General features: G+C 70.4%; 19 protein-coding genes and 1 tRNA gene. 14 read left to right on the plus strand and 6 right to left on the minus strand.

Features of this window, described 5'->3' with window-relative positions; genetic code table 11:
- Positions 1-131: 131 nt before the first annotated feature.
- Positions 132-602 carry a hemerythrin domain-containing protein gene (locus B073_RS0119460; protein ID WP_018539756.1) on the plus strand — a complete coding sequence of 157 codons (471 nt, stop codon included), beginning with the start codon at positions 132-134 and terminating at the stop codon, positions 600-602.
- Positions 603-645: 43 nt separating this feature from the next.
- Here the strand turns inward: B073_RS0119460 and B073_RS0119465 are convergent, their stop codons facing one another.
- Positions 646-2,610, minus strand: coding sequence for a right-handed parallel beta-helix repeat-containing protein (locus B073_RS0119465; protein WP_018539757.1), 1,965 nt, complete (start codon positions 2,608-2,610; stop codon positions 646-648).
- A gap of 98 nt (positions 2,611-2,708) precedes the next feature.
- On the opposite strand from B073_RS0119465, the gene B073_RS0119470 reads away from it, so the two are divergent.
- The 4 genes from B073_RS0119470 (at position 2,709) to B073_RS46510 (ending at position 6,784) form a co-directional block, all read left to right on the plus strand.
- A complete protein-coding gene (locus tag B073_RS0119470) occupies positions 2,709-3,620 on the plus strand; it encodes a TetR/AcrR family transcriptional regulator (protein WP_018539758.1) in 912 nt (303 codons plus the stop codon).
- Between the two features lie 43 nt (positions 3,621-3,663).
- Positions 3,664-4,539 carry an alpha/beta fold hydrolase gene (locus B073_RS0119475; RefSeq protein ID WP_026247532.1) on the plus strand — a complete coding sequence of 292 codons (876 nt, stop codon included), beginning with the start codon at positions 3,664-3,666 and terminating at the stop codon, positions 4,537-4,539.
- A 195-nt stretch (positions 4,540-4,734) separates the two neighbouring features.
- A complete protein-coding gene (locus B073_RS0119480; protein WP_026247533.1) occupies positions 4,735-5,721 on the plus strand; it encodes an NAD-dependent epimerase/dehydratase family protein in 987 nt (328 codons plus the stop codon).
- A gap of 769 nt (positions 5,722-6,490) precedes the next feature.
- Complete coding sequence (locus B073_RS46510) at positions 6,491-6,784, plus strand: hypothetical protein (protein WP_018539761.1); 294 nt, start codon at positions 6,491-6,493, stop codon at positions 6,782-6,784.
- A 206-nt stretch (positions 6,785-6,990) separates the two neighbouring features.
- On the opposite strand, the gene B073_RS0119490 is transcribed toward B073_RS46510, so the two are convergent.
- Positions 6,991-8,112 carry a hypothetical protein gene (locus tag B073_RS0119490; RefSeq protein ID WP_018539762.1) on the minus strand — a complete coding sequence of 374 codons (1,122 nt, stop codon included), beginning with the start codon at positions 8,110-8,112 and terminating at the stop codon, positions 6,991-6,993.
- 337 nt (positions 8,113-8,449) lie between these two features.
- Here B073_RS0119490 and B073_RS0119495 point away from each other — a divergent pair, with 337 nt between their 5' ends.
- A complete protein-coding gene (locus B073_RS0119495) occupies positions 8,450-9,595 on the plus strand; it encodes a molybdopterin-dependent oxidoreductase (protein ID WP_037812141.1) in 1,146 nt (381 codons plus the stop codon).
- Positions 9,596-9,612: 17 nt separating this feature from the next.
- Positions 9,613-10,023, plus strand: coding sequence for a hypothetical protein (locus B073_RS0119500; protein ID WP_037812164.1), 411 nt, complete (start codon positions 9,613-9,615; stop codon positions 10,021-10,023).
- 31 nt (positions 10,024-10,054) lie between these two features.
- Here the strand turns inward: B073_RS0119500 and B073_RS0119505 are convergent, their stop codons facing one another.
- Positions 10,055-10,366 carry a sensor domain-containing protein gene (locus B073_RS0119505; RefSeq protein ID WP_018539765.1) on the minus strand — a complete coding sequence of 104 codons (312 nt, stop codon included), beginning with the start codon at positions 10,364-10,366 and terminating at the stop codon, positions 10,055-10,057.
- Positions 10,367-10,582: 216 nt separating this feature from the next.
- A tRNA-Met gene (locus tag B073_RS0119510) sits at positions 10,583-10,656 on the minus strand.
- Between the two features lie 248 nt (positions 10,657-10,904).
- Between B073_RS0119510 and B073_RS0119515 the strand changes: the two genes are divergently transcribed.
- The gene (locus tag B073_RS0119515) at positions 10,905-11,654 is read left to right on the plus strand and encodes a VC0807 family protein (RefSeq protein ID WP_018539766.1); all 750 of its coding nucleotides are present in this window, start codon (positions 10,905-10,907) and stop codon (positions 11,652-11,654) included.
- An 81-nt stretch (positions 11,655-11,735) separates the two neighbouring features.
- Here B073_RS0119515 and pepN read toward each other — a convergent pair whose 3' ends face one another.
- Both pepN and B073_RS0119525 read right to left on the minus strand, forming a co-directional pair.
- Positions 11,736-14,297: an aminopeptidase N gene (gene pepN / locus B073_RS0119520; RefSeq protein ID WP_018539767.1), complete on the minus strand. Its 2,562-nt coding sequence runs from the start codon at positions 14,295-14,297 to the stop codon at positions 11,736-11,738.
- A gap of 40 nt (positions 14,298-14,337) precedes the next feature.
- Complete coding sequence (locus B073_RS0119525; RefSeq protein WP_018539768.1) at positions 14,338-15,591, minus strand: ATP-grasp domain-containing protein; 1,254 nt, start codon at positions 15,589-15,591, stop codon at positions 14,338-14,340.
- A gap of 424 nt (positions 15,592-16,015) precedes the next feature.
- On the opposite strand from B073_RS0119525, the gene B073_RS0119530 reads away from it, so the two are divergent.
- The 6 genes from B073_RS0119530 (at position 16,016) to B073_RS40445 (ending at position 22,081) form a co-directional block, all read left to right on the plus strand.
- Positions 16,016-16,207 (plus strand): hypothetical protein, encoded by a 192-nt coding sequence (locus tag B073_RS0119530; RefSeq protein ID WP_018539769.1) that lies wholly within the window; start codon positions 16,016-16,018, stop codon positions 16,205-16,207.
- A gap of 68 nt (positions 16,208-16,275) precedes the next feature.
- Positions 16,276-17,595: a lysine N(6)-hydroxylase/L-ornithine N(5)-oxygenase family protein gene (locus B073_RS0119535; RefSeq protein WP_018539770.1), complete on the plus strand. Its 1,320-nt coding sequence runs from the start codon at positions 16,276-16,278 to the stop codon at positions 17,593-17,595.
- 76 nt (positions 17,596-17,671) lie between these two features.
- Positions 17,672-18,034, plus strand: a complete 363-nt coding sequence (locus B073_RS0119540; RefSeq protein WP_018539771.1) for a cupin domain-containing protein — start codon at positions 17,672-17,674, stop codon at positions 18,032-18,034.
- Positions 18,035-18,037: 3 nt separating this feature from the next.
- On the plus strand, positions 18,038-19,660 hold the full coding sequence (locus B073_RS0119545; protein WP_018539772.1) for a class I tRNA ligase family protein: 1,623 nt from the start codon (positions 18,038-18,040) through the stop codon (positions 19,658-19,660).
- A gap of 4 nt (positions 19,661-19,664) precedes the next feature.
- Positions 19,665-20,825 (plus strand): FAD-dependent oxidoreductase, encoded by a 1,161-nt coding sequence (locus B073_RS40440; protein WP_018539773.1) that lies wholly within the window; start codon positions 19,665-19,667, stop codon positions 20,823-20,825.
- On the plus strand, positions 20,822-22,081 hold the full coding sequence (locus B073_RS40445; protein ID WP_018539774.1) for an MFS transporter: 1,260 nt from the start codon (positions 20,822-20,824) through the stop codon (positions 22,079-22,081). Before B073_RS40440 ends, B073_RS40445 begins: the two co-directional genes overlap by 4 nt.
- Positions 22,082-22,093 lie beyond the last annotated feature (12 nt).

Below are 22,093 nucleotides of genomic sequence, written 5' to 3' on the forward strand. Positions count from 1 at the left end.
ATCGACCGATGCCGTCGAGTGCACGCCCCCGTAAGGTCGATCTCAGGAATTTCCCCTCCGCCAGATTCCCGCCGGCCTTCGTGCACCGGCGATGGCCGATCTCCAGCCCGTCGCTTCCGAAAGGAGCTCCGATGTCCCACACCATGCACCAGTCCGACCTGACGTGGGAGCTGAAGCGCGACCACCGCACGATCCAGGCCCTGCTGGACCGGATCTGCAGTGCCGGGGCAAGCCTTGATCAAGAGCAATGCGTGCGGCACGCCGCCGACGAACTGGAACGGCACGCCGTGGCGGAACGCCGGTTCCTGCTGCCGGTGGTGCGGTGCGAGATGCGGGACGGTGACGTCCTGGCCGGACGGTTGGAGGCCGAATATCCGGATGTGCTGGGGGCGTTGGACGGGGCGGCGGCGTCCGCCGCGCTCCGCGACACGGCTGTCGAGGGGAGAATCCAGGGCCTTACAGCGGCGTTCGATCGCCATGTCCGGCTCTGCGAGCGTGAGGTGTTCCCCCGGGTGTGCCGGATCTGCTCCGAGGCGGAGTTGGCCCGGCTGGGCGCGGAGTTCCACCGGCACGCGCACCGGCATCACGCCGATATCGCCTGACCGGACGGGGCCGATGCGCCGTCGGCGGGGCAATCGGGACCGGTCACACAGCCTGGTCGGGGTTCGGGCCAACGGATGGTGTGCTCCGGCCTGCGGAAGCGAGTATGGCGGCGCCTGCGGGGTCGGCGGCCAGGGCCTTCTCGAAGCCGTCCTTGGGCAGCACCTTGTTTCCGGCCAGGGTGACTCCGCTCGGCGGGGTGTCGGCGTCGGCAGGGTGGTCGTCCCAGAAGTTGTCGAGGAAGGTCACGTTCTCCAGCGGGGGCGTCACCCGTAGCACGATCGGGGCGTCACTGCGGTGGACGACGTTGGCCTGCACGGTCACCCAGGCTGCACCGTAGTCGGTGTAGAGGCCGAAGTTGTAGGGGGTGAGGGTGTCGCGGACGACATTGCCTCGTACCAGGGTGCCGTCGGCGTAGGAGGTCCCTTGGGGGCCGTTGAGATAGATGCCGCCGCCGTCGGCCAGCATGGTCATGGTGTGGTGGATGAGGTTCTCGATGACCTGGACCCGGGCGGCCTGGCTGCCGCCGGTGACGACGATCCCGCTGTAGGGCACGTCGTGGATCTCGTTGTGCGCCACCGTCACCTCTCGGGCGTCGCTCACCCAGAGGGCGGGTGAGCCGTGGTACTCGCGGCCGATGTGGCGGATCAGGTTCTGCTGGATACGGGTACCGGTGCCCGAGGTGACGGTCACGGCGCTGCCGGAGACGTCCTCGATCCGGTTGCCGACGATCGTGTTGTCGCGGCCCGGGCCGGTGAAGCCGATCGCCCCGGCGCCGAGCCCGGTGAACGTGTTGTCGTGCAGTGCGACCCGCACGGCGGCGGTGAACTCGACGTTGGCCGGCACGTACCGGGGCGCCGCCGGAATCGTCACATGGGCGTTTCCGTCCGCGAGTTCGACCTTCTGCAGCTCCCCGCCGCCGTAGTAGCTGTTGGCGAAGAAGTGCAGGAATCCGTGGGGTCCGTCCGGTTCGGTCCAGCCGGCGTGGGAGAAGGTCAGGCCGCGCAACGTCACGTCGTGCAGCGGGTGTTCCTCGGTTCCCCGGCCGACGACGAGCTTCTCCAGAACCGGCGCGACGATCTCGGCTTTGGCCATGTCCTCCCCCGGCAGTGGCAGGTAGTGCAGGACGTGGCGCCCTGGTGCGGATCGGTCGAGGACGAAGGTGCCCGGCTCGGTCAGGAAGCTCACGCTGTTCTCCGCCGAACTCGGCCGGGCCAGGCCGTCCCACCGCGCGTCCCGATGGCTTTCCGGACTCTCGGCGCTCTCGGGGCTCTCGGGCTTTTCGCCGACCCAGGTGGCGGCGTAGAGCTCGCGGGCCCGGTCGAAGGCTGGTTGGGCGAGGGTGATGGTTGTGGACCGCGCGTCGCCGGTGATCTCGGCGACGCGGCAGCGGGCCTCCGACCACGGGTACACCCACGGAAAGACGAATTCGATGCCCGTCGGGTCCTGCCAGCTCTGCGGAGCCGTACTGTCCGTGACGTAACCAGTCTCGGTTTTCGTCACACTGCCCGGGATGCCGGGGCTGAGCGAAGCCCTGGGTGCCCGGCGGCCGTTCACGTACAGCTGCCGGGTCTCCAGCGAGCCCACCTCGGCCTGCCAGGCACCGTCCACCTCGCCGGGAGTCCACCCCGTGATCACCCGGCCGCCACTGACAACGACCTTTTCCTGACGGGGACTTCCGTGGCCATATGCCTGGTAGACGACCCGGTGGCCGTTCTCGCCGGAGTCTCCCGCCGCGCCGTCCAGAGTGAGGGGAGCATCGAGGAAATACGTTCCGGCGTGGAGGTTCACCACGAGGTCGGCATGCAGCGACGCGGTGCGGGCACGGACGGCCCGCTGTGCGGCAGGCAGGGTGGCGAACGGCCGGTCGTGCGTACCGGGCCAGGAGTCGCGGCCCCAGGGTGCGACGTGGAGCTGGTCGAACTGAGCGAACTCATCGGTCTGGCCGGACTGACCGGGCAGGTCGAACTGGCTGCACTGGTTTGACCGGCTGGGCTGGTCGTCGAGCATGGGCACACCTTCCCCCAAGTGAGGTTTATGCCGTACACGGCTGCGTACACCATAAACGCCAGGCTAGGGTGGAGGTCAAGGATGGAAGGTGAGTGCGCATGACCGACGAGAACACGGCGGCGGACCCTGGACGCACCGTCGAGCTGCTCTGGGGCGCGAAGGAGAGCCAGGCAAAGACGGGACTGAACCTGGCCGCGATCGTCTCGGCGGCGATCGAGGTCGCCGACGCCGAAGGGCTGTCCGCACTGTCCATGCGGCGGGTGGCCGAGCGGCTGGGGTTCACGCCGATGTCGCTCTACCGGCATGTGCCCGGCAAGGCGGAGCTGATCGAGCTGATGCGGGACGCCGTGGTGGGCGAACTCGACACGACCGCACCCGACCGTCCCGATCCCGCGGACGTCGACTGGCGCAGCGGCATGGAGGCATGGGCCCGCGCACACTGGGCCCTGCACCTGCGGCACCCCTGGATCGTGCACACCGCCGGCAGTCGCCGTCTGCCCGGTCCGAACATCATGGCCGACTACGACCGCGCGTTGCGGATCGCCGAGGGGACGGGGTTGCGGGCTTCCGAGGCGGTCGCCGTGGTCTCACTGGTCGGCGGATTCGTGAAGACCGCCGCCCGACAGGTCCACGAAGTCCTCAGCGAAGAACGGGAGTCCGGCGTTTCCCACGCGCAGTGGTGGCGCAGCCGGGAGGATCTGGCCGAGCACATGAGCCCGTACCCCGCACTCGGCCGCCTGTGGCTGGCCGGCGGCTTCGACGAGCCCGAGGACCCCTTCGACTTCGGCCTGGCCCGCACTCTCGACGGCATCGAACTGCTCATCCAGCGCCGACGTGACGAAAATCGTGACGTAAATACGTCGCAGCCCTACACTGGGCAGTGCTCAGTCTGCGGCACCCCCTTCAGCGGGACGCGGACGCACCGAGGCCGTCCACGGGACTACTGCTCCCCGGCCTGCCGCCAACGGGCCTACCGCCGGCGCCACGCGACGTCGGCAGGGGCATGGTGAAAGTCTGGTGCGGAGCACCCTGTCCATGGCCATCATGTTGATCATGACTGGATACATCGACGTTCCGGCCCGGCTGGGCAAGAGTGCTCTGTCTGATGGGCGGTTGCTCGGCTGGGCCGAGTGGGGGCCATCGGACGGAGTGCCCGTTCTGTTGTGTCCGGGTGCGGCTACGAGCCGGTGGCTCGGGTTCGGTGCAGGCGTTGTTGACGCGCTTGGAGTGCGCCTTGTCTCTGTGGATCGTCCGGGGCTTGGTGTCTCGACGCCCGCCCCCGGGCGGACCTTCTCTGACTTCGCTGCGGATATGCGTCAACTCTGTGTCCTGCAAGGGCTGGGGCACCCGATCGTGGTCGGGAATTCGCAAGGTGCACCCTTCGCTCTCGCCTGCGCTGCGGAGGGGGTCGCCTCGGCACTGACTGTCGTCTCCGGTGCGGACGAAGTCGCCGCGCCGGAGTTCGCTTCTCTTCTGGAGCCGGACCTACGTGGTCTCGTCGAGCGGACTACGCGCGATCCAGCCGGCGCCGAGGAGTTTTTCGCGGGCTTCACTGCGGATGCGATGTGGGACATGGTCATGGCCGGGAGCCCCGACTGCGACCTTGCTGTGTACCAGGACCCTGATTTCGCGGCTGGTTACCGAAGGGCCTTGACCGAGGCATTTGCTCAAGGTGCTGCTGGTTACGCCCGCGACACGGTCCTGGCGATGGGGCGGTGGCCGTTCGCCCTCGACGAGATCACCATCCCGGTGGAGATTTGGTACGGCGAGCAGGACACCAGCCACTCACCCGACAACGGAGCACTGCTCGCTGCCCGTATGCCCGGTGCACAGCACCATGTCGTGCCGGATACCGGCGGCGCCCTGCTATGGACACATGCCGAGTCGATCCTCACGTCGCTCCTTGAAAAGGCCGTCACCGACGGGTAGCCGAGCGGCTCATGGCCGAGCCGCGGCCGAAGGCGTGCGCATGCCGGATGGCGATCTACGCCAAGCAGCCAAACCCTGTCGTGGTGTCAGTAGTTGGCGCACGAGGAAAACGATTCGGGCAGATGCGGGCTCCGCTCACGGCAGAATCCTCTTGGCGTGATCGGGCCCTGCTGATTGAGTTCCGTCATGGAACGCATGGAGATCCTGGTCCTCGGCGGTACGGCCTGGCTGGGGCGTGAAGTGTCCCGGCAGGCCCTCGGTCGCGGCCACCGCGTGACGTGCCTGGCTCGTGGCGACAGCGGGCCCGTGGCGGAAGGCGCGCGCCTGGTGGCCGCGGATCGGCGAGACCCCGCCGCGTACGCGTCCCTACCCGGCCGGGAATGGGACGCTGTGGTCGAGGTGTCCTGGCAACCGGGCTTCGTACGAAGAGCAGTTGACGCGCTCGGCGCGCGGGCACGTCACTGGATCTACGTCTCCTCGGTCAGCGCATACGCCTCCCACGGCGAGCCCGGCGCGGACGAGTCCGCCGCCCTGCTGCCCGCCGCAGACCAAGAAGAGGTAGACCGTGACCGGTACGGCGAGGCCAAGTCCGCCTGCGAATCGCTCACTCGGACGGCCTTGGCCGACCGGCTCCTCGTCGCACGGGCCGGGCTCATCGGCGGGCCCGGCGACCACAGTGACCGCTCCGGCTACTGGGTCGCCCGCGCCGCCCGCGCCCCCCAGGAGCCCCTGCTCGTCCCCGACACCCCGCAGGCCCCGACGCAAACCATCGACGTACGCGATCTGGCGACCTGGCTCCTCGACACTGCCGAGCACCGAACCACAGGCACCTACAACGCGGTTGGCCCGGTTGTGCCTTTCGCCGAGTGGATCGACCTGTCCCGCAGCGTCGGCGGACACACCGGACCGGTCTTCGCGATGGCGTCCCAGCAACTCCTCGCGCACGGAGTGACCCAGTACATGGGCCCCGATTCACTGCCCATGTGGGTGGTCGAACCGGGATGGGAGGGCTGGGCGGCGCGCGACGAATCTGCCGCCACTACCGCGGGCCTGCGCCACCGCTCCCGCGCCGACCTCCTTGCCGACACCCTGCGCTGGGAACGCGAGCAGGGACTGCACCGGCCACGCCGCGCCGGACTTGCCCCGGACAGGGAGCGCGAACTTCTGGCATCCCTCGGATAAGAACCCGTCCACCTCAACGGGGCCTTCGGCGCGCTGCTGACGGCTGGTGGCTGGCGGTTCACCCATGATCCCGGTGGCGCGTTCACCGCGATGGACTTCGAGGCGCGGAACGACCTCGGCCGTTCAGGTGTAGGCCGCCGGAAGCCGGGCAGGGGGCGGTGAAGAACTGATCACGAAAGAACGGGGTGAACACCATGCACGGCGGCGGAGGATTCAGCGGGGGCGGCCACCACGGAGGGGGATTTAGCGGGCACCATCACAGCGGCGGGTTGGGCCACCACGGCAATCACGGCAACCACCACCCTCACACGGGGGACTCGCAGGGCTTCGTCTGGATCCCCGCTTTCCGACGTCGTGGGTCATCAGGCCATGCCACAGGAGTGAATCCCAAGCGCGTGGCACTGAGCCTTGGCGTGGTGCTGGTCGTGGGCATTGTTGCGGGGCTGTTGGCGGCCCACTAGGGGTAGGACTGCCGGACGAGCCGGTAACGGCCCACTTCGCGGATCGATACCGACCCATCGGACCGCCCCATAGCGTCCCATCAGGCAACATTCGCCTGCTTGGGTCCGGCGCCACGTGCGGGTTCGGCACCGCGCGATGCGGCCAGGAGCGTTGGCTGAGCATGCCGCACGCAGGGCGGTGCGGAGAGGCTCTGGACTGGAACTGACACGGGGCGACGTCACCGCGATGGCCCGCGCCGAACGGCAGAACCGTCCGACCGCGGTGAGGATGAGCGGGACAAGAGGGGGAAAGCGAAAGGATCTGAATCATGTTCCGTTCGATTGCCACGGTACTGGCCGCCACCGCCGTCACCGGCTTCCTGAGCGCCGGTATAGCCAATGCCGCGCCCGACCAGCCCCAGGCCCCTGCGGCCGTCACCCAGCAAACGCACGGCAGCGACCACGGCGGCGGTTGCCACGGCCGCGGTGGCGGTGTCGGCGTCGGCGGCGTCGGCAGCCCTGACGTCGGCGTCGGCGTCGGCGGCCTCGATGCCTGTGCCACCGTCGGTGTCGGCGGCCTCGGTCCCAACGGCAACGAAGGCGTCGGCGTCGGCGGTATGTGAGGCTCTGGCTACTGTTCCCTCCCGGCCCCCGTCTCGTGCGGGGCCGGGAGGTTGCGGCCGGCGACAGTCGCAGAGCGACCGCCCCTGGTTCCTCGCCTCACCAGGCATGTGCTCGTGCCGGCGAGTGGTGCGAGACGGCTACCTCCAGATCGCGGCACTTGGTGACGTGGCTGCCGCAAGAGAGCCATCCACGCCGGTCAGTGCACCTACGGCGCCGTCACCGTCACGTAGCCGACCTTCATGACGCGGCCGTGGTGGGCAACGATCGTCACGGGGTAGCGGCCCGGTTTGAGACCGGCACGGATGGTGGCCGTGTTGAAGTAACGCGGGTCATCGCCGTCTGCGGACTTGCTGTCATCGCGGTTGAGCCGGAGTACCTGCGTGAACGCCGAGGAGGTGGCCGTCAGCCGCGTCTCCTCGCCCGGATCCGGGACCGCGTCGTGCCACATGACCGCAACCCGCCCTCCGGGACTGACCTTGAAGTCGTGCCGGTGAGGACTGTCTGCGTAGCCGATGTTCGGGTCGTAGAGGTCGGGGCCGTGTGCCTTGCCGAGGTAGTCGGCGTCGCCGGGGCGGGATGCGCGGACCGTCAGGCGCTTGTCGGCGATGCGGTGGCCGTGCGGGCCGTACAGCTCGAAGGTGTAGTCACCGTCCGCGAGACCGGGTGCGAGTTCCGCCCTGGCCGAGAACGCCCGGGGGTTGTAGAAGTCGTTCCGCTCGTCGTGGACGAGACGGACCGGCCGGTGCAGAGCCGCGGACCGTACGGTGAAGTCGGTGCCCCGCTCACCGGGGTACAGATCGTCGAAGTTCAGCCACAGCGGCTCACCGGGCCGCGCCACCTCCGACCCGAACGTCAGGGTGAAGGAAGGGCGCTCGGAAGGCACGACGTGGATCCTGTCGCGGGCGACGGTGCGGCCTGCGACGGAGACCTCGAGCGGGTACCAGCCGGCCTTGTCCGTCATCGCGAGCGGGCGCGTGGCGCCGTAGGAGTCGTCGTCCTGCCAACGCAGCCTGACGGGCCCGCTGAACGCCGGCGAGTGGGCGGTCACCGCGTCATGACCCTGAGCGCGGGAGAGGAAATCGAGCCGGATGCCGACCAGTTGTTCGGGGCGCGCGTCGAGATTGCCCGCCAGCTCCAGCACGGGCTTGAAGGGCTTGCCGGTGAGCGCGCGGCCGCGGTCGCCCTCGGCCTTGTCCGCAGCCTCGTGCGCGCTGTGGACGGTCGTACGCGGGCTGCGCTGCGCTGCCCCGCTCGTGCTCGCCGCGTGGGCGCAGCCGCACAGCGCGAGACCGGCCGCTGCAAACCCCACCAGCCTGGTCCAGTTCATCGTCTCCCCCATGTGGTTGGTCACAGGAAGAGATGGCGGGATGGCGCTGCCGGTTGTCTGCGGACAGCGGGATACAGCGAGCGCACGGGCCCAAGTCACCGTGAGACGGCGCCCGTCGCCGGCGATACGTGGCCGGCGGTTCCCAAGGACGCCGAATGCACCGCGGCCGATACCCGACGCAGGCACGCGCACGTGGACGACGGGCAGGCGAAACCACCCAGTGCCCGGCGCTCGTCGCGGTCGTCGCTGCTGGGATGCCGGATGCCGGACGTGATGTCCGTCTTTCGTAAGACTTTGCAGCTTCCGTTGCGAGTTCGCGACGGCTGTGATGGAAGGCATGAGATCGCGCATTCTTTTGCTCCGGCCGCCGGTGTTCAGGGGGCGGTTGCACGACGCCCGGACGGCGACCTCGATCGGGCGGTGGCTGGGCCTGGCGTTCGCGGTGTGCTTCGTCACCGGACTGGTCAGTCACTTCCTCCAACATCCGCCGGGCTGGCTGGCCAACGACCTGCCGAGCCGTCCGGTGTGGGGCTACCGGCTCACCCAGGGCCTGCACGTCGCCTCCGGTATCGCCGCCATTCCCCTGCTGCTGGCCAAGTTGTGGGCGGTGTACCCTCGGCTGTTCGCCTGGCCGCCGGTGCGCTCAGTGCTCCACGCACTGGAGCGGCTGTCCATCGGGCTGCTGGTGGCGGGAGCGGTGTTCGAGTTGGTCACCGGTCTGCTGAACATCGCCCAGTGGTATCCATGGCCGTTCTCGTTCGTGCCCGTGCACTACGCGGTGGCCTGGCTGGTAGCCGGGGCACTGATGCTGCACATCGCCGTCAAGGCTCCCGAGATCAAGGCACATTGGAGCCGACGGTCGCCCGGAACGCTCGCTCTGCCCGTCGAGGACGCGCCCGACCGGCGCTCGCTGCTGGCCGCGGTGGCAGCGGCGGTCGGCGCGGTCACGTTGACCACGGTCGGCCAGTCCTTCACCCCGCTGAAGAGGCTCGATCTGCTCGCGCCCCGCCACCCGGACCACGGCCCACAGGGCCTGCCGGTCAACCGCACCGCGGCTGCGGCCGGCGTCGGCCGGATCCCCGACGACTCCTACCGTCTGGTGGTGGACGGGCCGCGGCCCTACACGCTGACGCTGGCAGAGTTGCGCGGTCTGCCGCAGTGCGAGGTGGAACTGCCGATCGCCTGTGTGGAGGGCTGGAGCAAGTCGGCGCACTGGGCCGGCGTGCGCATGACGGACCTGCTGGACCGAGCCGGCGCTCCGTCGCATGCGCGCGTGCGGGTGGTGTCGTTGCAGCTCCGCGGCGGCTACCGGGTCTCCGAGATGAGCCACGAGCAAGCCCGCGACCCGCTCACCCTGCTCGCGCTGCGCCTCAACGGACAGGAACTCACTCCCGACCACGGCTACCCGGCCCGCCTCATCGCACCGAACCGGCCCGGTGCGCTGCAGACGAAGTGGGTCGGCCGACTGGAGGTGCTGTCTTGAAACCCAGGCAGGTGAAGGTGAGCGTGACACGGGTGCTGGCCGGGATGGCCGGACTGGCGCTGATGGGTGTGGGAGCGTCGTCGCTGCCGGACGTGCCCGACCTGAGGGACGTCGTGGTCTGGCTCGGCGGGGCCCTGATCCTGCACGACGCGGTCATCGCGCCGCTGGTGTTGCTCGCCGGGCTGGTCCTGGTCCGCGGCTGGGCGCGCGGGCCCGTCCGCGGGGCGCTGCTGGTCGCGGGTACGTTGACGGCGGTGGCCCTGCCGGTGCTGCTGCGCCCGGGACCCAAGGCCAACTCCTCGGTTCTGCCGCTGGACTATCCGCGCAACTGGCTCTTCATGCTGCTGACGGTGGCCACTGCCACCGCGCTCGTGCTCGCCGCGCGGGGCTTCCGTCGGCAGCGCCGTCGGCGTCGCCCACCGTCCTGAGTCCGCCAACCCAGGCAACAGCCCTCGGGTGTCAGCGGCCCAGTACCGCTCGCGCCAGCTTGGCCTGGGCGCGCAGCGCGTGCGGTCCGATCCAAAGGCCCAGCAGGAGCCACCCCACGCCGAGTCCGGCCGCCCAGTTTGCCGAGCGGGCGTTCTCCAGGCGTATGAAGCCGTACCAGCTGTTGTCCCAGGTGGAGACCCACGGGTCCCACAGGACCGGCATCAGGATCCCGAAGAGACCCATCGCGAACAGCAGGAGGGGGACAACCGCGAGGAACCAGCTTGCAAGGAGGGAGATCTGGGCCCAGGCCCAGTCCCGCCAGGTCGAGTGTCGGCGGAGCACCCTCAGTGCGCCCCTGACCAGTCCAGGGACGCCGGGAGCTTCGGAGCCGGTGTCCAGCGCACCGGGGTGCCGCTCCCACGAGCCGGCTCCGTTGCTCGGGCCGATGCCGTGCCACCGCCGGCCCAGGCGGAGCTGGCAGTCGGCCAGTCCTCGCCACGGCGCGAGCAGCCCAGGACGCAGTGAAGGCCCGGTATCGACCGGGCCTTCACCTGTGAGTAGCGGGGACAGGATTTGAACCTGCGACCTCTGGGTTATGAGCCCAGCGAGCTACCGAGCTGCTCCACCCCGCGTCGGCACGATGAACTGTACGGGATCGATCCGGCAAAGCCGAATCGGCTTATGTCTTGGGGTAGGTTCCACCGCTGCGTCGGCGACGAGACCCGTGCGTTCCCTCCCCTGTCACACCCGGGCCCCGCACGCCGATCTCGCGCTCGCACGTCGTTGACCAGCAGGTTTCCGTGATAACTGTAAGCAACGGCAGCGCACTCCGGATATATCGCTGCCTGGCACTGGAAAAGCTCGTCAAGGGAACCCTTACATGAAAACCCAGGCATCCAAGTCACCGGACCCGGCACGGAAGTTCCGGGCCCTCGCTCCGATGGTGCTCGACCTGGTCATCCCTATCGCGGGCTTCTACGTCCTGCACCAGTTGGCCGGCTTGAGCCAGGTCTGGGCGCTGACCCTCGCCGGCGCGGCGGGTGGCGTGTGGACGCTGATCCACACCATTCAGCGGCGCAAACTCGACGTCATCGGCCTGCTCGTCGTCCTCGAAATGGCGCTGACCGTCGCCTTGCTGTTCCTATCCGACGACCCGCGCCTGATCGCCGCCAAGCCGTCCTTCTACACCCTGCTCGCCGCCGTCTACCTGCTCCTCACCTGTGTCGCCGGGCGGCCCCTGGTCTATGTGGCGGCCACCCCCATGGCGACCGACGGCGACCCCGACCGCACCGTCGCCTATGAGCAGGCGTGGGAGCGCTCCCAGCCGTTCCGTGCTCGTGAGCGCATGGTGACGGCGGCGTTCGGGCTCGCCGCACTGGTCGACGCCGTGCTGCGCGTGATCGTCGTCTACAGCTTCGATGTCGACAAGTTCAACGAGTCGTTCCTGCTGTCCCAGCTGCCGGGCATCGTGCTGATCGTCGCCGTGCTGCTGTTCACCAAGTCCCAGATCAAGGTGCTGCACGGGCTCGTCGACGAGGTCCACGACCAACTGGCCACCGAAGGCGTCATCGGCCCACGCCTCGACGCCGAACAGCAGGCCGCCCCGGCGCTGAACGAGACCACACGATGAGTACGCATCGTTCCCGTCCGCGGAGACGTCCTCGCGGACGGGAACGTCTCCGCAGATCGGACGGCCGAACTGGGCTCCGTGTCAGTGGTGTTGCAGCGGGCCGGCGGCGCCGTGCCGTTGGGCGTTGAGCGCGCGGGCGACGTCCTCACGGGCTTCGAGGAGCAGTCGGCGCAGGGCCGGGGCCGGGCGGTGCGTGGTGAGGTAGGCGTCGGTGGCGTCCAGGGTGGCCTGCTCCACGAGGGCGCGGGGGAAGAGGGCGTCGACGAGGCCCCGTGCGAGGTCGCCGCCGCGCTCGTCCCACAGGGTCGCCAGCACCGCGAAGTACCGGTCGACGTAGGGGCGTAGCACCTCGGCCCCGTCCTGGGGGAGGCCGGCGAACGCCTCGGCGACGGCGGTCTGCACGGCGTGCGGCAGATCGGTGCGGTGCACGACGGACTCCCAGGCCGCCGCCTTCGCCTCGGCGGTGGGGCGGGCGGCCCGGGCGCGGGCCGCGTGGCGGAGTCCGGCCGCGGTGTGGTCGCGGGCCGCTTCGGCGTCGATCGCCGCGGCGTCGGCGCGTCCCGCGGCGGCGAGCGCGGTCAGCAGCTGCCAGCGCAGTTCGGCGTCGCCCGCCAGCCCCGGCACGGTCCGCTCGCCGGACAGCAGTGCGGCGACCCGGTCCAGGTCCGTGTCGGAGCGTGCCGTCTCGGCGAAGGCTCCGGCCCACATCAGTTGGAAGTCGCTGCCGGGCTCGGCCTGCGCCAGCAGGTCCCACCAGGTGGCGGCGAGTGCGTCGCGGGCCGCGGCGCGGTCGGCCGGCGCGGTGCAGCGGGCCACGGCCGTCTGGGCCTGCCGCTGCTGCACCTGTGCGATGCCGAAGTCGGTCTCGTGGGGCAGGCAGGCGGTGACCGCCGCCAGGTACGTCCGGGCGGGCAGTTCGGCGCTGTTGACCATGTCCCACAGGGCGTACCAGCACACCGCCCGCTGCACCGGCTCGCGCAGCGCCGTGACGTGCGCCAGCACGGTGGCCAGTGAACGGTCGTCGAAGCGGATCCGGGTGTAGCCGAGGTCGTCGTCGTTGAGCAGTACCAGATCGGGCCGGCGCACCCCGTGCAGCTCGGGGATCTCGGTGCGCGGTCCCGTCACGTCGGCCTGCACCCGCCGGACGCGTTCGAGGCGGCCGTCGCGGAGCTCGTACAGGCCGATGGCGATCCGGTGGGAGCGCAGTCGGGGGTGCGCGGTCGGCGCTTCCTGGACGACGGCGAAGGTGCGGAAGCGGTCGTCGTGGTCCACGGTCAGCTCGGGACGCAGGGTGTTGGGCCCGGCGGTGCGCAGCCATTCCTCGGCCCAGTGGCCGAGGTCGCGGCCCGAGTGCTTGCCCGCGATGGCGAGGAGGTCGGCCAGGGAGGCGGTGGACCAGGCGTGCCGGCCGAAGTAGTCGCGCACCGCGTCGTTGAAGGCGTCGGTGCCGACCCAGGACACCAGCTGTTTGATGACGGCGGCGCCCTTCGCGTAGGTGATGCCGTCGAAGTTGACCTGGACGTCGGTGAGGTTGGCGATGTCGGCCACCACCGGGTGGGTGGTGGTCCGCTGGTCGGCCTGGTACGCCCAGACCTTCTCGACGTTGGCGAACATGGTCCAGGACTGGGTCCACTCGGTCGCCTCTGCCTGGCAGCGGGCGGCGGCGTAGGTGGCGAACGACTCGCTCAGCCACAGGTCGTCCCACCACCGCATGGTGACCATGTTGCCGAACCACATGTGGGCCATCTCGTGCAGGATGGTGCCGGCCCGGCGCACCCGGAGCGCCTCCGTGGCCAGGGAGCGGAAGACGTACTTCTCGTGGACGGTGACGCAGGCCGCGTTCTCCATGGCCGCGACGTTGAGTTCGGGCGCGAAGACCTGGTCGTACTTGGCGAACGGGAAGGACCCGAACACCCCGGTGTAGTGGTCCAGGCCCTGCCGGGTGGTGTGCAGGATCTCGTCCGCGTCGAGGTGCGCGGCGAGGGAGGCCCGGCAGGCCACCGCCAGTGGTACCGGCCGCCCGTCGGGAGCGGTGTAGGTGGTGTCGCGCACTACGTGGTAGTCGCCGGCGACCAGGGCGAACGCGTATGTCGGCAGGGCCGGGGCCGGCGCGAAGTGCCAGGTGGCGCCGTCGGGCGCGGTGGGGGTGGGCGAGGTGGAGAAGAGCTGCCAGCCCTCCGGCGCGGTCACGCTCAGGGTGACGGGAGCCTTCAGCGACGGCTGGTCGAAGCAGGCGAAGATCCGTGCCGCTTCGGCGACTTGGAGGTGGGTGTAGAGGTAGACCTTGCCGTCGGCGGGGTCGGTCATCCGGTGCAGGCCGGTTCCGGTGTTGGTGTAGCGGCAGTCGGCGATCACCCGCAGGTGGTTGCGGGCGGCGAGGTCCGGGAGGTGGATCCGGCCGTCCGCGAAGGCCGAACCGGGGTCCAGCTGGCGGCCGTTGAGTTCGACCGCGTGGAGGTGCTCGGGCAGCAGCTCGGCGAAGGTGGCGGTGCCCGGTTCGGCGGCGGTGAAGTGGATCTCCGTCTCGGAGCGGAAGACGTCCGGGCCCGCGGTCAGGTCGAGGTGGATCCGGTAGGAGTCGATGTGCAGCAGCCGGGCGCGGGCGTCGGCTTCGGCGCGGGTGAGTTCAGTGATCGCGGACACCGTGGGGTGCTCCTTGTGTGCGGGGCGGTGGTGGGACGGGTCAGACGGTCGGGGTGTAGGAGAGGTCCGTGGCGGCGGCGGCCGCGTCCAGTCGCCGTTCGCATGCGGCGCGGTCCTCGCCGGCGCAGACGACGTAGGCGAAGCGGCCGAGATAGCCGTTCGGGGGCAGTCGCAGTTCGGTGCCGGGGTCCGCGATCGGCTCGGCGTACAGCAGTCCGCGGGCCGGGTCCGGCGCGGGGACGGTGACCTCCTCGACGCGGCAGTCCCGTGGCGGGTAGCTGAACCGGATTCCGGTGGCCCGGCGTTCGGTGGGGGTGAGGTCGGGGCGGACGCCCAGGGCGAGTTCGACGGCCACCCGGCCGGGGTGGATCCCGGTCGCCAACTGGCCCAGCCATGGGATCAGGTCGCCGCCGAGGCGGGCGTTGACCTCGATGATGACCGGGCCCTTGGTGGTGAAGCGGACCTCGGTGTGGGTGGTCCCGGTCGACACCGCCAGCGCCCGGTGGGCGGCCCGCAGGATCCGGAGCAGTTCGGGGTCGCGGAGCAGTTCGTCGTCGGCGTCGACGACGTGGCCGGTCTCCTCGAAGTACGGCTCCATACCGGTCTGCTTGCGGGCGAGGAACATCGGCTGGTACGTGCCGTCGAGGCAGGCGCCGTCGATGCTGATCTCGGGGCCGGCCAGGTACTCCTCCAGGAGCACCCCGCCCTCGTAGTCGGGGGAGCCGCCGTGGCCGGCCCGTTCCGCCATCACGAAGGCGTCGTCCAGTCCGGCCGGGTCGTCCACCCGCACCACGCCGATGCTCGCGCCCATGCCGCGGGGCTTGAGCACCATGGGGAAGCCGATCGCCGCGGCGGCCTCCCGGGCCTCGTTCAGGGTGAGCGCGAGGGCGTAGCGGGGCTGTGGCAGGCCGGCCAGGGTGAGGGCCCCGCGGGTGCGGTGCTTGTTGCGGCACCGGTCGGCGCCGTCCGTGGTCAGGCCGGGCAGGCCCAGTTTCTCGGCGATCAGTGCGGCGGTGGTCACCAGCGTCTCGTCGTAGGTGAGGACGCCGGCGATCCGATGCGCGGCGGCGAGGCGCAGGGCGGTGCTGGAGATCCGCTCGCGGTCCGGGATCAGCCGGGTCCGGTCGAGCAGCGGCACCACGCTGGAGCCCACGATGTGCGGCTGCTGCCAGGTGGGCTCCGAGGAGTCGATCAGCCACAGCGGGTGCCGTTCGGCGGCGCTCGCGAGGAGGTACTCGCGGTAGCGCTGCTGGCCGCTGCCGATCACGAGCAGTACGTCGGTGGGTGCGGTCATCTTCCTGACTCCTCAGCCGTGACGGGGGGGGCGGGCGCGGGTGCCCGTCCGATACCAACCATCGCTGCGTGCGGGCGGGTTGGCGGCCCGGGGACGACACCGGCAATCCGCCAGGCGGAAACCTGCCAAGGGGAGGATTTTCCGTAACCGGGCCAAGGTGCCCGAGAACACGACAAGCCGTGACGAGAATCCGGCAGATTCGCCTCCGTTTCGTACCCGGAAGCAGGAATTCATCGGACCTTAGGGGCATTTGCTGGGTTTTATGAGAGGGACGTATTTCTGCCAGGCGGTTTGTCGGGTGTCTTTTCGGCCAGCCAACCGGCCCCGGCGCTGCCATGGTTGCTGCCGAGGCGGGCATCCCGGCGCCACAGCCGGTCGAGGCCCCCGCCATCCCTTTCCAGCACGCCACACACGAGGAGTTCGTATGTCCCGCATCCGTACCGCCGCAGCCGCCCTCGCACTCGCCGCCTTCGTGTCCGTCCTGGCCGTCAACACCGGCAGCAACGACCCGGAGGACTCGGGCTGGGGCGCCACCCTGGCCGGTGCCGACGACTCCGGCTGGGGCTCGGCCCCGCTGACCACCGACATCAGACCGGCGGGCACCCTGCGGATCTGACCGACCGACCCATCCGGCTCCGGGCGCAAGACCGGGGCGCACCCACGCCACCGCACAAGGGGAAGTTCATGTCCAAGCACGACGTCGAAGTCCTCGCCATCGGAGCCGGCCCGGCCAACCTGGCGCTGGCCGTGGCCCTGGAGGAGCTCGCGCCGGCCCACCTGGCCGGCCAGACCCTCCTGCTGGAGCAGGGCGACACCGTCGCCTGGCAGCGCGGCATGCTGCTGCCCTGGTCACAGAGTCAGGTCTCGTTCCTCAAGGACCTGGTGACGCTGCGCAACCCGCGCAGCAAGTTCTCCTTCGTCAACTACCTCCACGAGAGCGGGCGGTTGGAGGAGTTCATCAACCTCTCCACCTTCACCCCCTACCGCAGCGAGATATCCGACTACCACCGCTGGGTCGCCGAATCCCTCGACCGGGTCCGCGTGCGCTACGGCTCCAAGGTCACCTCGCTGGTGCCGCGCCGGGACGCTGCCGGCGCCGTCGACGGCTGGCTGGCCCACACCGCGGACGGTGCCGTCATCTCCGGCCGCCACCTGGTCGTCGGCGCCGGCCGGGACGCCAACGTCCCCGCGGTCTTCCGCGGGCTCGACGCGGACCGCGTCATCCACAGCACCGAATACCTGGACCGCATCGCCGCCCGGCCCCGGCGGGCGGGTGAGCGGGTGGTGGTCATCGGCGGGGCGCAGAGCGCCGCCGAGATGTTCCACTCCGTCCAGCAGGACCTGCCCGGCTGCACCCCCACGCTGATCATGCGCTCGATCGGCCTCAACCACTACGAGACCAGCAAGTTCACCAACGAGCTGTTCTTCTCCGGCTTCGTCGACGAGTTCCACGCCGCGGACGCGACCGCCCGCGGCAGCATCCTGGAGGAGATGCACCGCACCAACTACGCGGGGCTGACCCCACCCATGCTGGAGCAGCTCTACCGGCAGGTCTACCTGGACCGGATGCGCGGCGGCGGGGGCCTCGCTATCCGCACCATGACCCGCGTCACCGACGTCCGGGACACCGGCGACGAGCTCGTCCTGACCCTGGCCAACCGGCTGACCGGCGCCGTCGAGGAACTCCCCTGCGACCTCGTCCTGCTCGGCACCGGATTCCGCCCCGAGCAGCCCGCCGTCATCCGGAACCTGGCCGACGCACTGGGCCTCGCGAAGATCGAGGTCGGCCGCGACTACCGGCTGGACCTCGGCGAACAGACCGCCGCCAGCTGCTACTTGCAGGGCGTCAACGAGGCCACCCACGGCATCGCCGACTCGCTGCTGAGCATCCTCGCCACCCGCAGCGAGGAGATCGCCAGGAACCTGATCGACCACGCCGCACAGTCCCCCCGGACCGCGCCGCGACCCACCGCCGAGGACCGCGAGCCGGTTCCGGTCCTCTGAGGTCCACGGTCCCGCACCCGCCAGGCGTCCGCGCCCCGTCGGCAAGCCCGCTCTTGCCCTTCTCTAAGGAACTCCCTTGGACATCCGACACTTCGACCGCGCCGCGCTCGACGCGGAGAACAGCTGGTCGCAACGGCTGCTGCCGTGGCCCACACTGAACGCCCCCTTCGAAGGCGCCCAGAGCGTCATCCTCGCCGGTGCCTCCTCCCCCAAGCACGCCCACCACGAGTACGAGATCTTCCTCGCGGTGAAGGGCGAGGCGTGGATCGAGTCCCGCGGTGAGCGGCTGCCGTTCGTGGCCGGCGACATCGTGCACTTCCCGCCCGGCCACGAACACCAGGTCATCAACGACACCGACACCGACTTCGAGATGTTCAGCATCTGGTGGGACGCCGACATGAGCACGGCGTTCATGAAGCGTCACGAGAGCGAGGGCTGAGCCATGCCGTCCCGCAACGAGCTGGGTGACCGGCGCGTCATCGTCATCGACACCCCGCCCACCCCCAACGGCAGCCTGCACGTCGGCCACCTCGCCGGCCCGTTCATCGCCGCCGACGTCCACGCCCGCTACCTGCGCGCCACCGGGCGCGGCGTGCTCTACTCCTCCGGCACCGACGAGAGCCAGACCTACGTCCTGGCCAGCGCCCGCAAGCTCGGCGTCGCCCCCGAGGAACTGGCGCGGCGTTCGTGGACCGGCATCCGGGACACCCTGGAGACGATGGGCATGTCCGTCGACGGCTTCGCGCCGTACGACGACGGCTACCGCGCCACCGTCCTGAAGTTCGTCCAGGAGCTGCACGCCGCCGGCAAGTTCGAGCTGCGCACCGTGCGCCTGCCGTACTCCGAGAAGACCGGCGAATTCCTCGTCGAGGGCCTGGTCTGCGGCGACTGCCCGATCTGCCTGTCGGAGAGCCGCGGCGGCCTGTGCGAGACCTGCGGCCACCCCAACAACTTCGACGAGCTGATCGGCGCCCGTTCCACCGTCGACCCCACCGACCAGCTCACCACCCGCGAAGCCGAGATCCTGGTCCTCCCGATGGAGGACTACCGGGACCGCCTCACCACCTACTACGCCGAGAAACTGCCCTACCTGCGGCCCCACATGGCGCAGTTGGTGCGCGAACTCCTGGACCGGCCGCTCGCCGACTTCCCGATCACCTACCCGCTCGGCTGGGGCATCGAGGCGCCGTTCCCGGAGACCCCCGGACAGGTCATCAACGCCTGGGTCGAAGGCATTCCGGCGGTCATGTACACCACCGACCATGCGGCCCGGCAACTCGGTGAGGAGACCGCCGCCTCCGACGAGCTGTGGCGGACCGACCGCGACCATGAACTGGTCTACTTCATCGGCTTCGACAACATCTGGTTCTGGGGCCTGACCCACCTCGCCCTGATCATGGCCCACGAGGGCCGGTACATCGTCCCCGACGCCATGATCGTCAACGAGTTCTACGAGTTGGAGAACGAGAAGTTCTCCACCAGCCGGGGGCACGTCCTGTACGCCGAGGACCTGCTCAAGGAGGTCCCCCGGGACCTCGTCCGGTTCTACCTGGCCCTGGCCAACCCCGAGAACCAGCGCACGAACTTCAGCCGGGTGGCGCTCGACAAGGTCACCGGCGAGCGGCTCGTCCAGCCGTGGGAGCGGCTGCGCTCCCGTCTCGACGAGGCGGCCCGGACGGTCGGCGGCACCACCCTGCCGGTCTCCGACCGGGCCCGCCGGCACGCGGCGATCATGCTGGAGCGGTTCGCCGCCTGCTACGAGCTGGAGGGCTACAGCCTCACCCGCGCCGCCGACCTGATCTGCGTCCAGCTGGAGCGACTGGCCCGCTGGACCGAGGAACTCGACCTGGGCTGCCGGCAGCCGGACCGAACGGCCCTGGGCGACCTGTACCTGGAGGTCCGCGCCCTGATCGCCTGCGCCTCGCCGATCCTGATCGACCTGGCCGAGGCGGCCGCACTGGCCGGCGGCTTCGACGGCTCGCTGGGCTTCGAGACCTTCGCGCTCTCCGAGGTCAAGCCGTTCGCCCTGCCGCCGCTCGGCACGACCACGGCCCAGGCCGGCTGAAGCCGTGCGGATCATCGTCGTGGGAGGCGGAGTGATCGGCCTCCTCACCGCACTGGAGTGCTCGCTCGCGGGCGCCGAGGTGAGCGTCGTGGACCGGGGCGAGATCCCCAACCCGGAGGCCACCTCCTACGACCGGCACCGCGTCCTTAGGGCCCTGCACCCGGGCGCACCCGAGGCCGCGGCGGCCATCGAGGCCCATCACCGGTGGGCGGAGGTCGAGTCCCGGCTCGGCGCCGACGTCTACCACCGGGTCGGGGCCCTGACCGTCCTGGGCCCCGGCGAGCCCGAGGCGTCGGCCGCCGCGCTCGCCGAGGTGCCGGGCGCGGTGCGGCTCGACGAGCGGCAGACCGTCGAACGCTTCCCGCACCTGCGGCCGCCCCGCGGCAGCCGCGCGGTGCTGGAGCGCAACGGAGGAGTGCTGCTCGCCGACCGCATCCTGACCGGCACCGCCGCACTGCTGGCCGGCCGGCCGGGTGTCCGGCTGCTGCCCGGCCGGCGGGTCACCGGTGTGGAGGCGCCGTTCGGGCTGGTGCGGCTGGCGGACGGCACCGCGCTGCGCGGTGACGCGGTCGTGCTGGCCGCCGGCCTGTGGTCGCGCGAACTGCTCGGCCCCGACCGGTCCGACGGCCTGACCCTCTACCGGCAGACCCAGCTGATGTGCACGGTGCCCGCGGACCTGCGGGGGGTGTGGGAGCGCACGCCCACCATCCCGTCCCTCGGCACCCCGGAGGGCTCCTGGCTGGTGCCGCCGGTGGCCGGGACCCCCCTCAAGCTCAGCGCGGCCGTCGCCTGCCGGCCCGTCGAGAAGGTGACCGACCGGATCGCCCCCGACGCGCAACGGACCCGGCTGGTGGAGCTCTTCACCGCGCTGCTGCACGGATTCCGGGCCGAGTGGATCGAGCGGGCCGAGGACAGCTACTACCTCGCCGACAGCACGACCCACGGCCCGGTCCTCGGGCAGCTGGGCGAGGAGAACGCGTGGATCTACGCGGCCTGCGGCGGCTCCTCGTTCAAGTTCGCCCCCCTGATAGCCCGTTCACTGGCCCGCCGGGCGCTGGGCACCGGGCCCGGCGTCCCGACCGGCCTGGCCGCCGTGGACCGCCCGGTGCGGATGCCCGGCCGGCTGCGCGCCCCCGACCACTTGATCTCAGGAGTCGCACCATGACCACCACGCAGGCCCCCGGGGCACCGCAGGCGGCCCGGCCCTCGGGCCGGGACCGGGCCGAGTGGCTGATCCTCCCGGCGAACTTCGTCACCTACCTCGGCAACGGCATCCAGATGATGGGCGCGTCGCTGCTGGTCCTCGAAGAGCAACGGACCGCGCTGTCGGTGGGCTGGCTGTTCATCGTGATGGCCATTCCCCAGGTGCTGCTCTCCGTGCTCTTCGGGCGGCTCGTCGACCGCTTCGACCGGCGGATGATGTGCCTGCTCTGCGACGTGGCGAGCGCACTCGCGGCGCTGTCGCTGCCGGTCGCGCTGGCGCTCGGAGCGTCCACACAGCTCACCGCGTACGTCGTGACCTTCGCGCTGTCGCTGATCTCCGCCGCGTTCAACCCCGCCAGCAACGCCCTGGTGCGGGAGCGGGTGCGGTACGAGCGGCTGGGACCGTTCAACGCCAACTTCTCGATGTCGACGCAGGCGGGCTCGTTGCTGTCGGCGGCCGTCGGCGGCTTCCTGATCCAGGTCTTCGGCCTGATGCCGATGTTCTACTTCAACGCCGCCACCTTCGCCTTCTCCGCGGCGTGCTGGGTGGTGCTCGGCCGCAAACCGCAGCGGAGCGCCGAGCAGGCGGCCGAGGAGGGGACGCAGGCGGGCACGCCGACGGGCGGACCGGTCAAGCGCCTCGGAGTGCTGCTCGCCGTCGGCAGCGTCAACATCACCGTCAGCAACGTGCTGTTGGTGGTCCTGGTCATCCAGGTGTTCAAGCAGCACGCGGGCATCTTCGGACTGGTCGACGCGCTCGCCGGGGTCGGCATGCTGATCGGCGCGGCCGTCTACAAGCGGATCTCCGCGCGGGTCTCCAACCTGGCGCTCGCGGCCTTCGGATTCGCGGGGAACGCGGCGCTGATCGCCGTGGAGCCGTTCCACATCGCCTCCCTGATGACCGCGATCCCGTTCGCCGCGTTCGCCTTCGGCTTCGCCGCGATCTCCTCGCGCACCCTGCTGATGCGGGCCGTCGAGGACAGCCGCTCCGGCCGGGTCTTCGGCACGGTCAACGCGGTCAGCCTGGCGGCCGGACTGGTCGTCACGATCACCCTGTCCTACCTCGCCGACCACCGGTCCGTGGCCCTCGCGTTCTGGAGCCTGTCGCTCCTGATCGGTGTCGTCCCGCTGGCCGCCATCGCCACCATGCGGCGCTTCTACGCCGCGCAGGAGCGGACCACCGCCGCCACCACGCCCGTGCCGCAGCCCGCCAACTGACCCCCGAGGAGC

The organism is Streptomyces sp. MspMP-M5, assembly GCF_000373585.1.
Classification (GTDB): Bacteria; Actinomycetota; Actinomycetes; order Streptomycetales; family Streptomycetaceae; genus Streptomyces.

What these genes read in the sequence shown, in the direction of transcription:
- B073_RS0119460 (WP_018539756.1), top strand. Translation starts at nt 132, where the DNA reads ATGTCCCACACCATGCACCAGTCCGACCTGACGTGGGAGCTGAAGCGC.
- B073_RS0119465 (WP_018539757.1), bottom strand. Translation starts at nt 2,610, where the DNA reads ATGCTCGACGACCAGCCCAGCCGGTCAAACCAGTGCAGCCAGTTCGAC.
- B073_RS0119470 (WP_018539758.1), top strand. Translation starts at nt 2,709, where the DNA reads ATGACCGACGAGAACACGGCGGCGGACCCTGGACGCACCGTCGAGCTG.
- B073_RS0119475 (WP_026247532.1), top strand. Translation starts at nt 3,664, where the DNA reads ATGACTGGATACATCGACGTTCCGGCCCGGCTGGGCAAGAGTGCTCTG.
- B073_RS0119480 (WP_026247533.1), top strand. Translation starts at nt 4,735, where the DNA reads ATGGAGATCCTGGTCCTCGGCGGTACGGCCTGGCTGGGGCGTGAAGTG.
- B073_RS46510 (WP_018539761.1), top strand. Translation starts at nt 6,491, where the DNA reads ATGTTCCGTTCGATTGCCACGGTACTGGCCGCCACCGCCGTCACCGGC.
- B073_RS0119490 (WP_018539762.1), bottom strand. Translation starts at nt 8,112, where the DNA reads ATGAACTGGACCAGGCTGGTGGGGTTTGCAGCGGCCGGTCTCGCGCTG.
- B073_RS0119495 (WP_037812141.1), top strand. Translation starts at nt 8,450, where the DNA reads ATGAGATCGCGCATTCTTTTGCTCCGGCCGCCGGTGTTCAGGGGGCGG.
- B073_RS0119515 (WP_018539766.1), top strand. Translation starts at nt 10,905, where the DNA reads ATGAAAACCCAGGCATCCAAGTCACCGGACCCGGCACGGAAGTTCCGG.
- B073_RS0119525 (WP_018539768.1), bottom strand. Translation starts at nt 15,591, where the DNA reads ATGACCGCACCCACCGACGTACTGCTCGTGATCGGCAGCGGCCAGCAG.
- B073_RS0119530 (WP_018539769.1), top strand. Translation starts at nt 16,016, where the DNA reads ATGTCCCGCATCCGTACCGCCGCAGCCGCCCTCGCACTCGCCGCCTTC.
- B073_RS0119535 (WP_018539770.1), top strand. Translation starts at nt 16,276, where the DNA reads ATGTCCAAGCACGACGTCGAAGTCCTCGCCATCGGAGCCGGCCCGGCC.
- B073_RS0119545 (WP_018539772.1), top strand. Translation starts at nt 18,038, where the DNA reads ATGCCGTCCCGCAACGAGCTGGGTGACCGGCGCGTCATCGTCATCGAC.
- B073_RS40445 (WP_018539774.1), top strand. Translation starts at nt 20,822, where the DNA reads ATGACCACCACGCAGGCCCCCGGGGCACCGCAGGCGGCCCGGCCCTCG.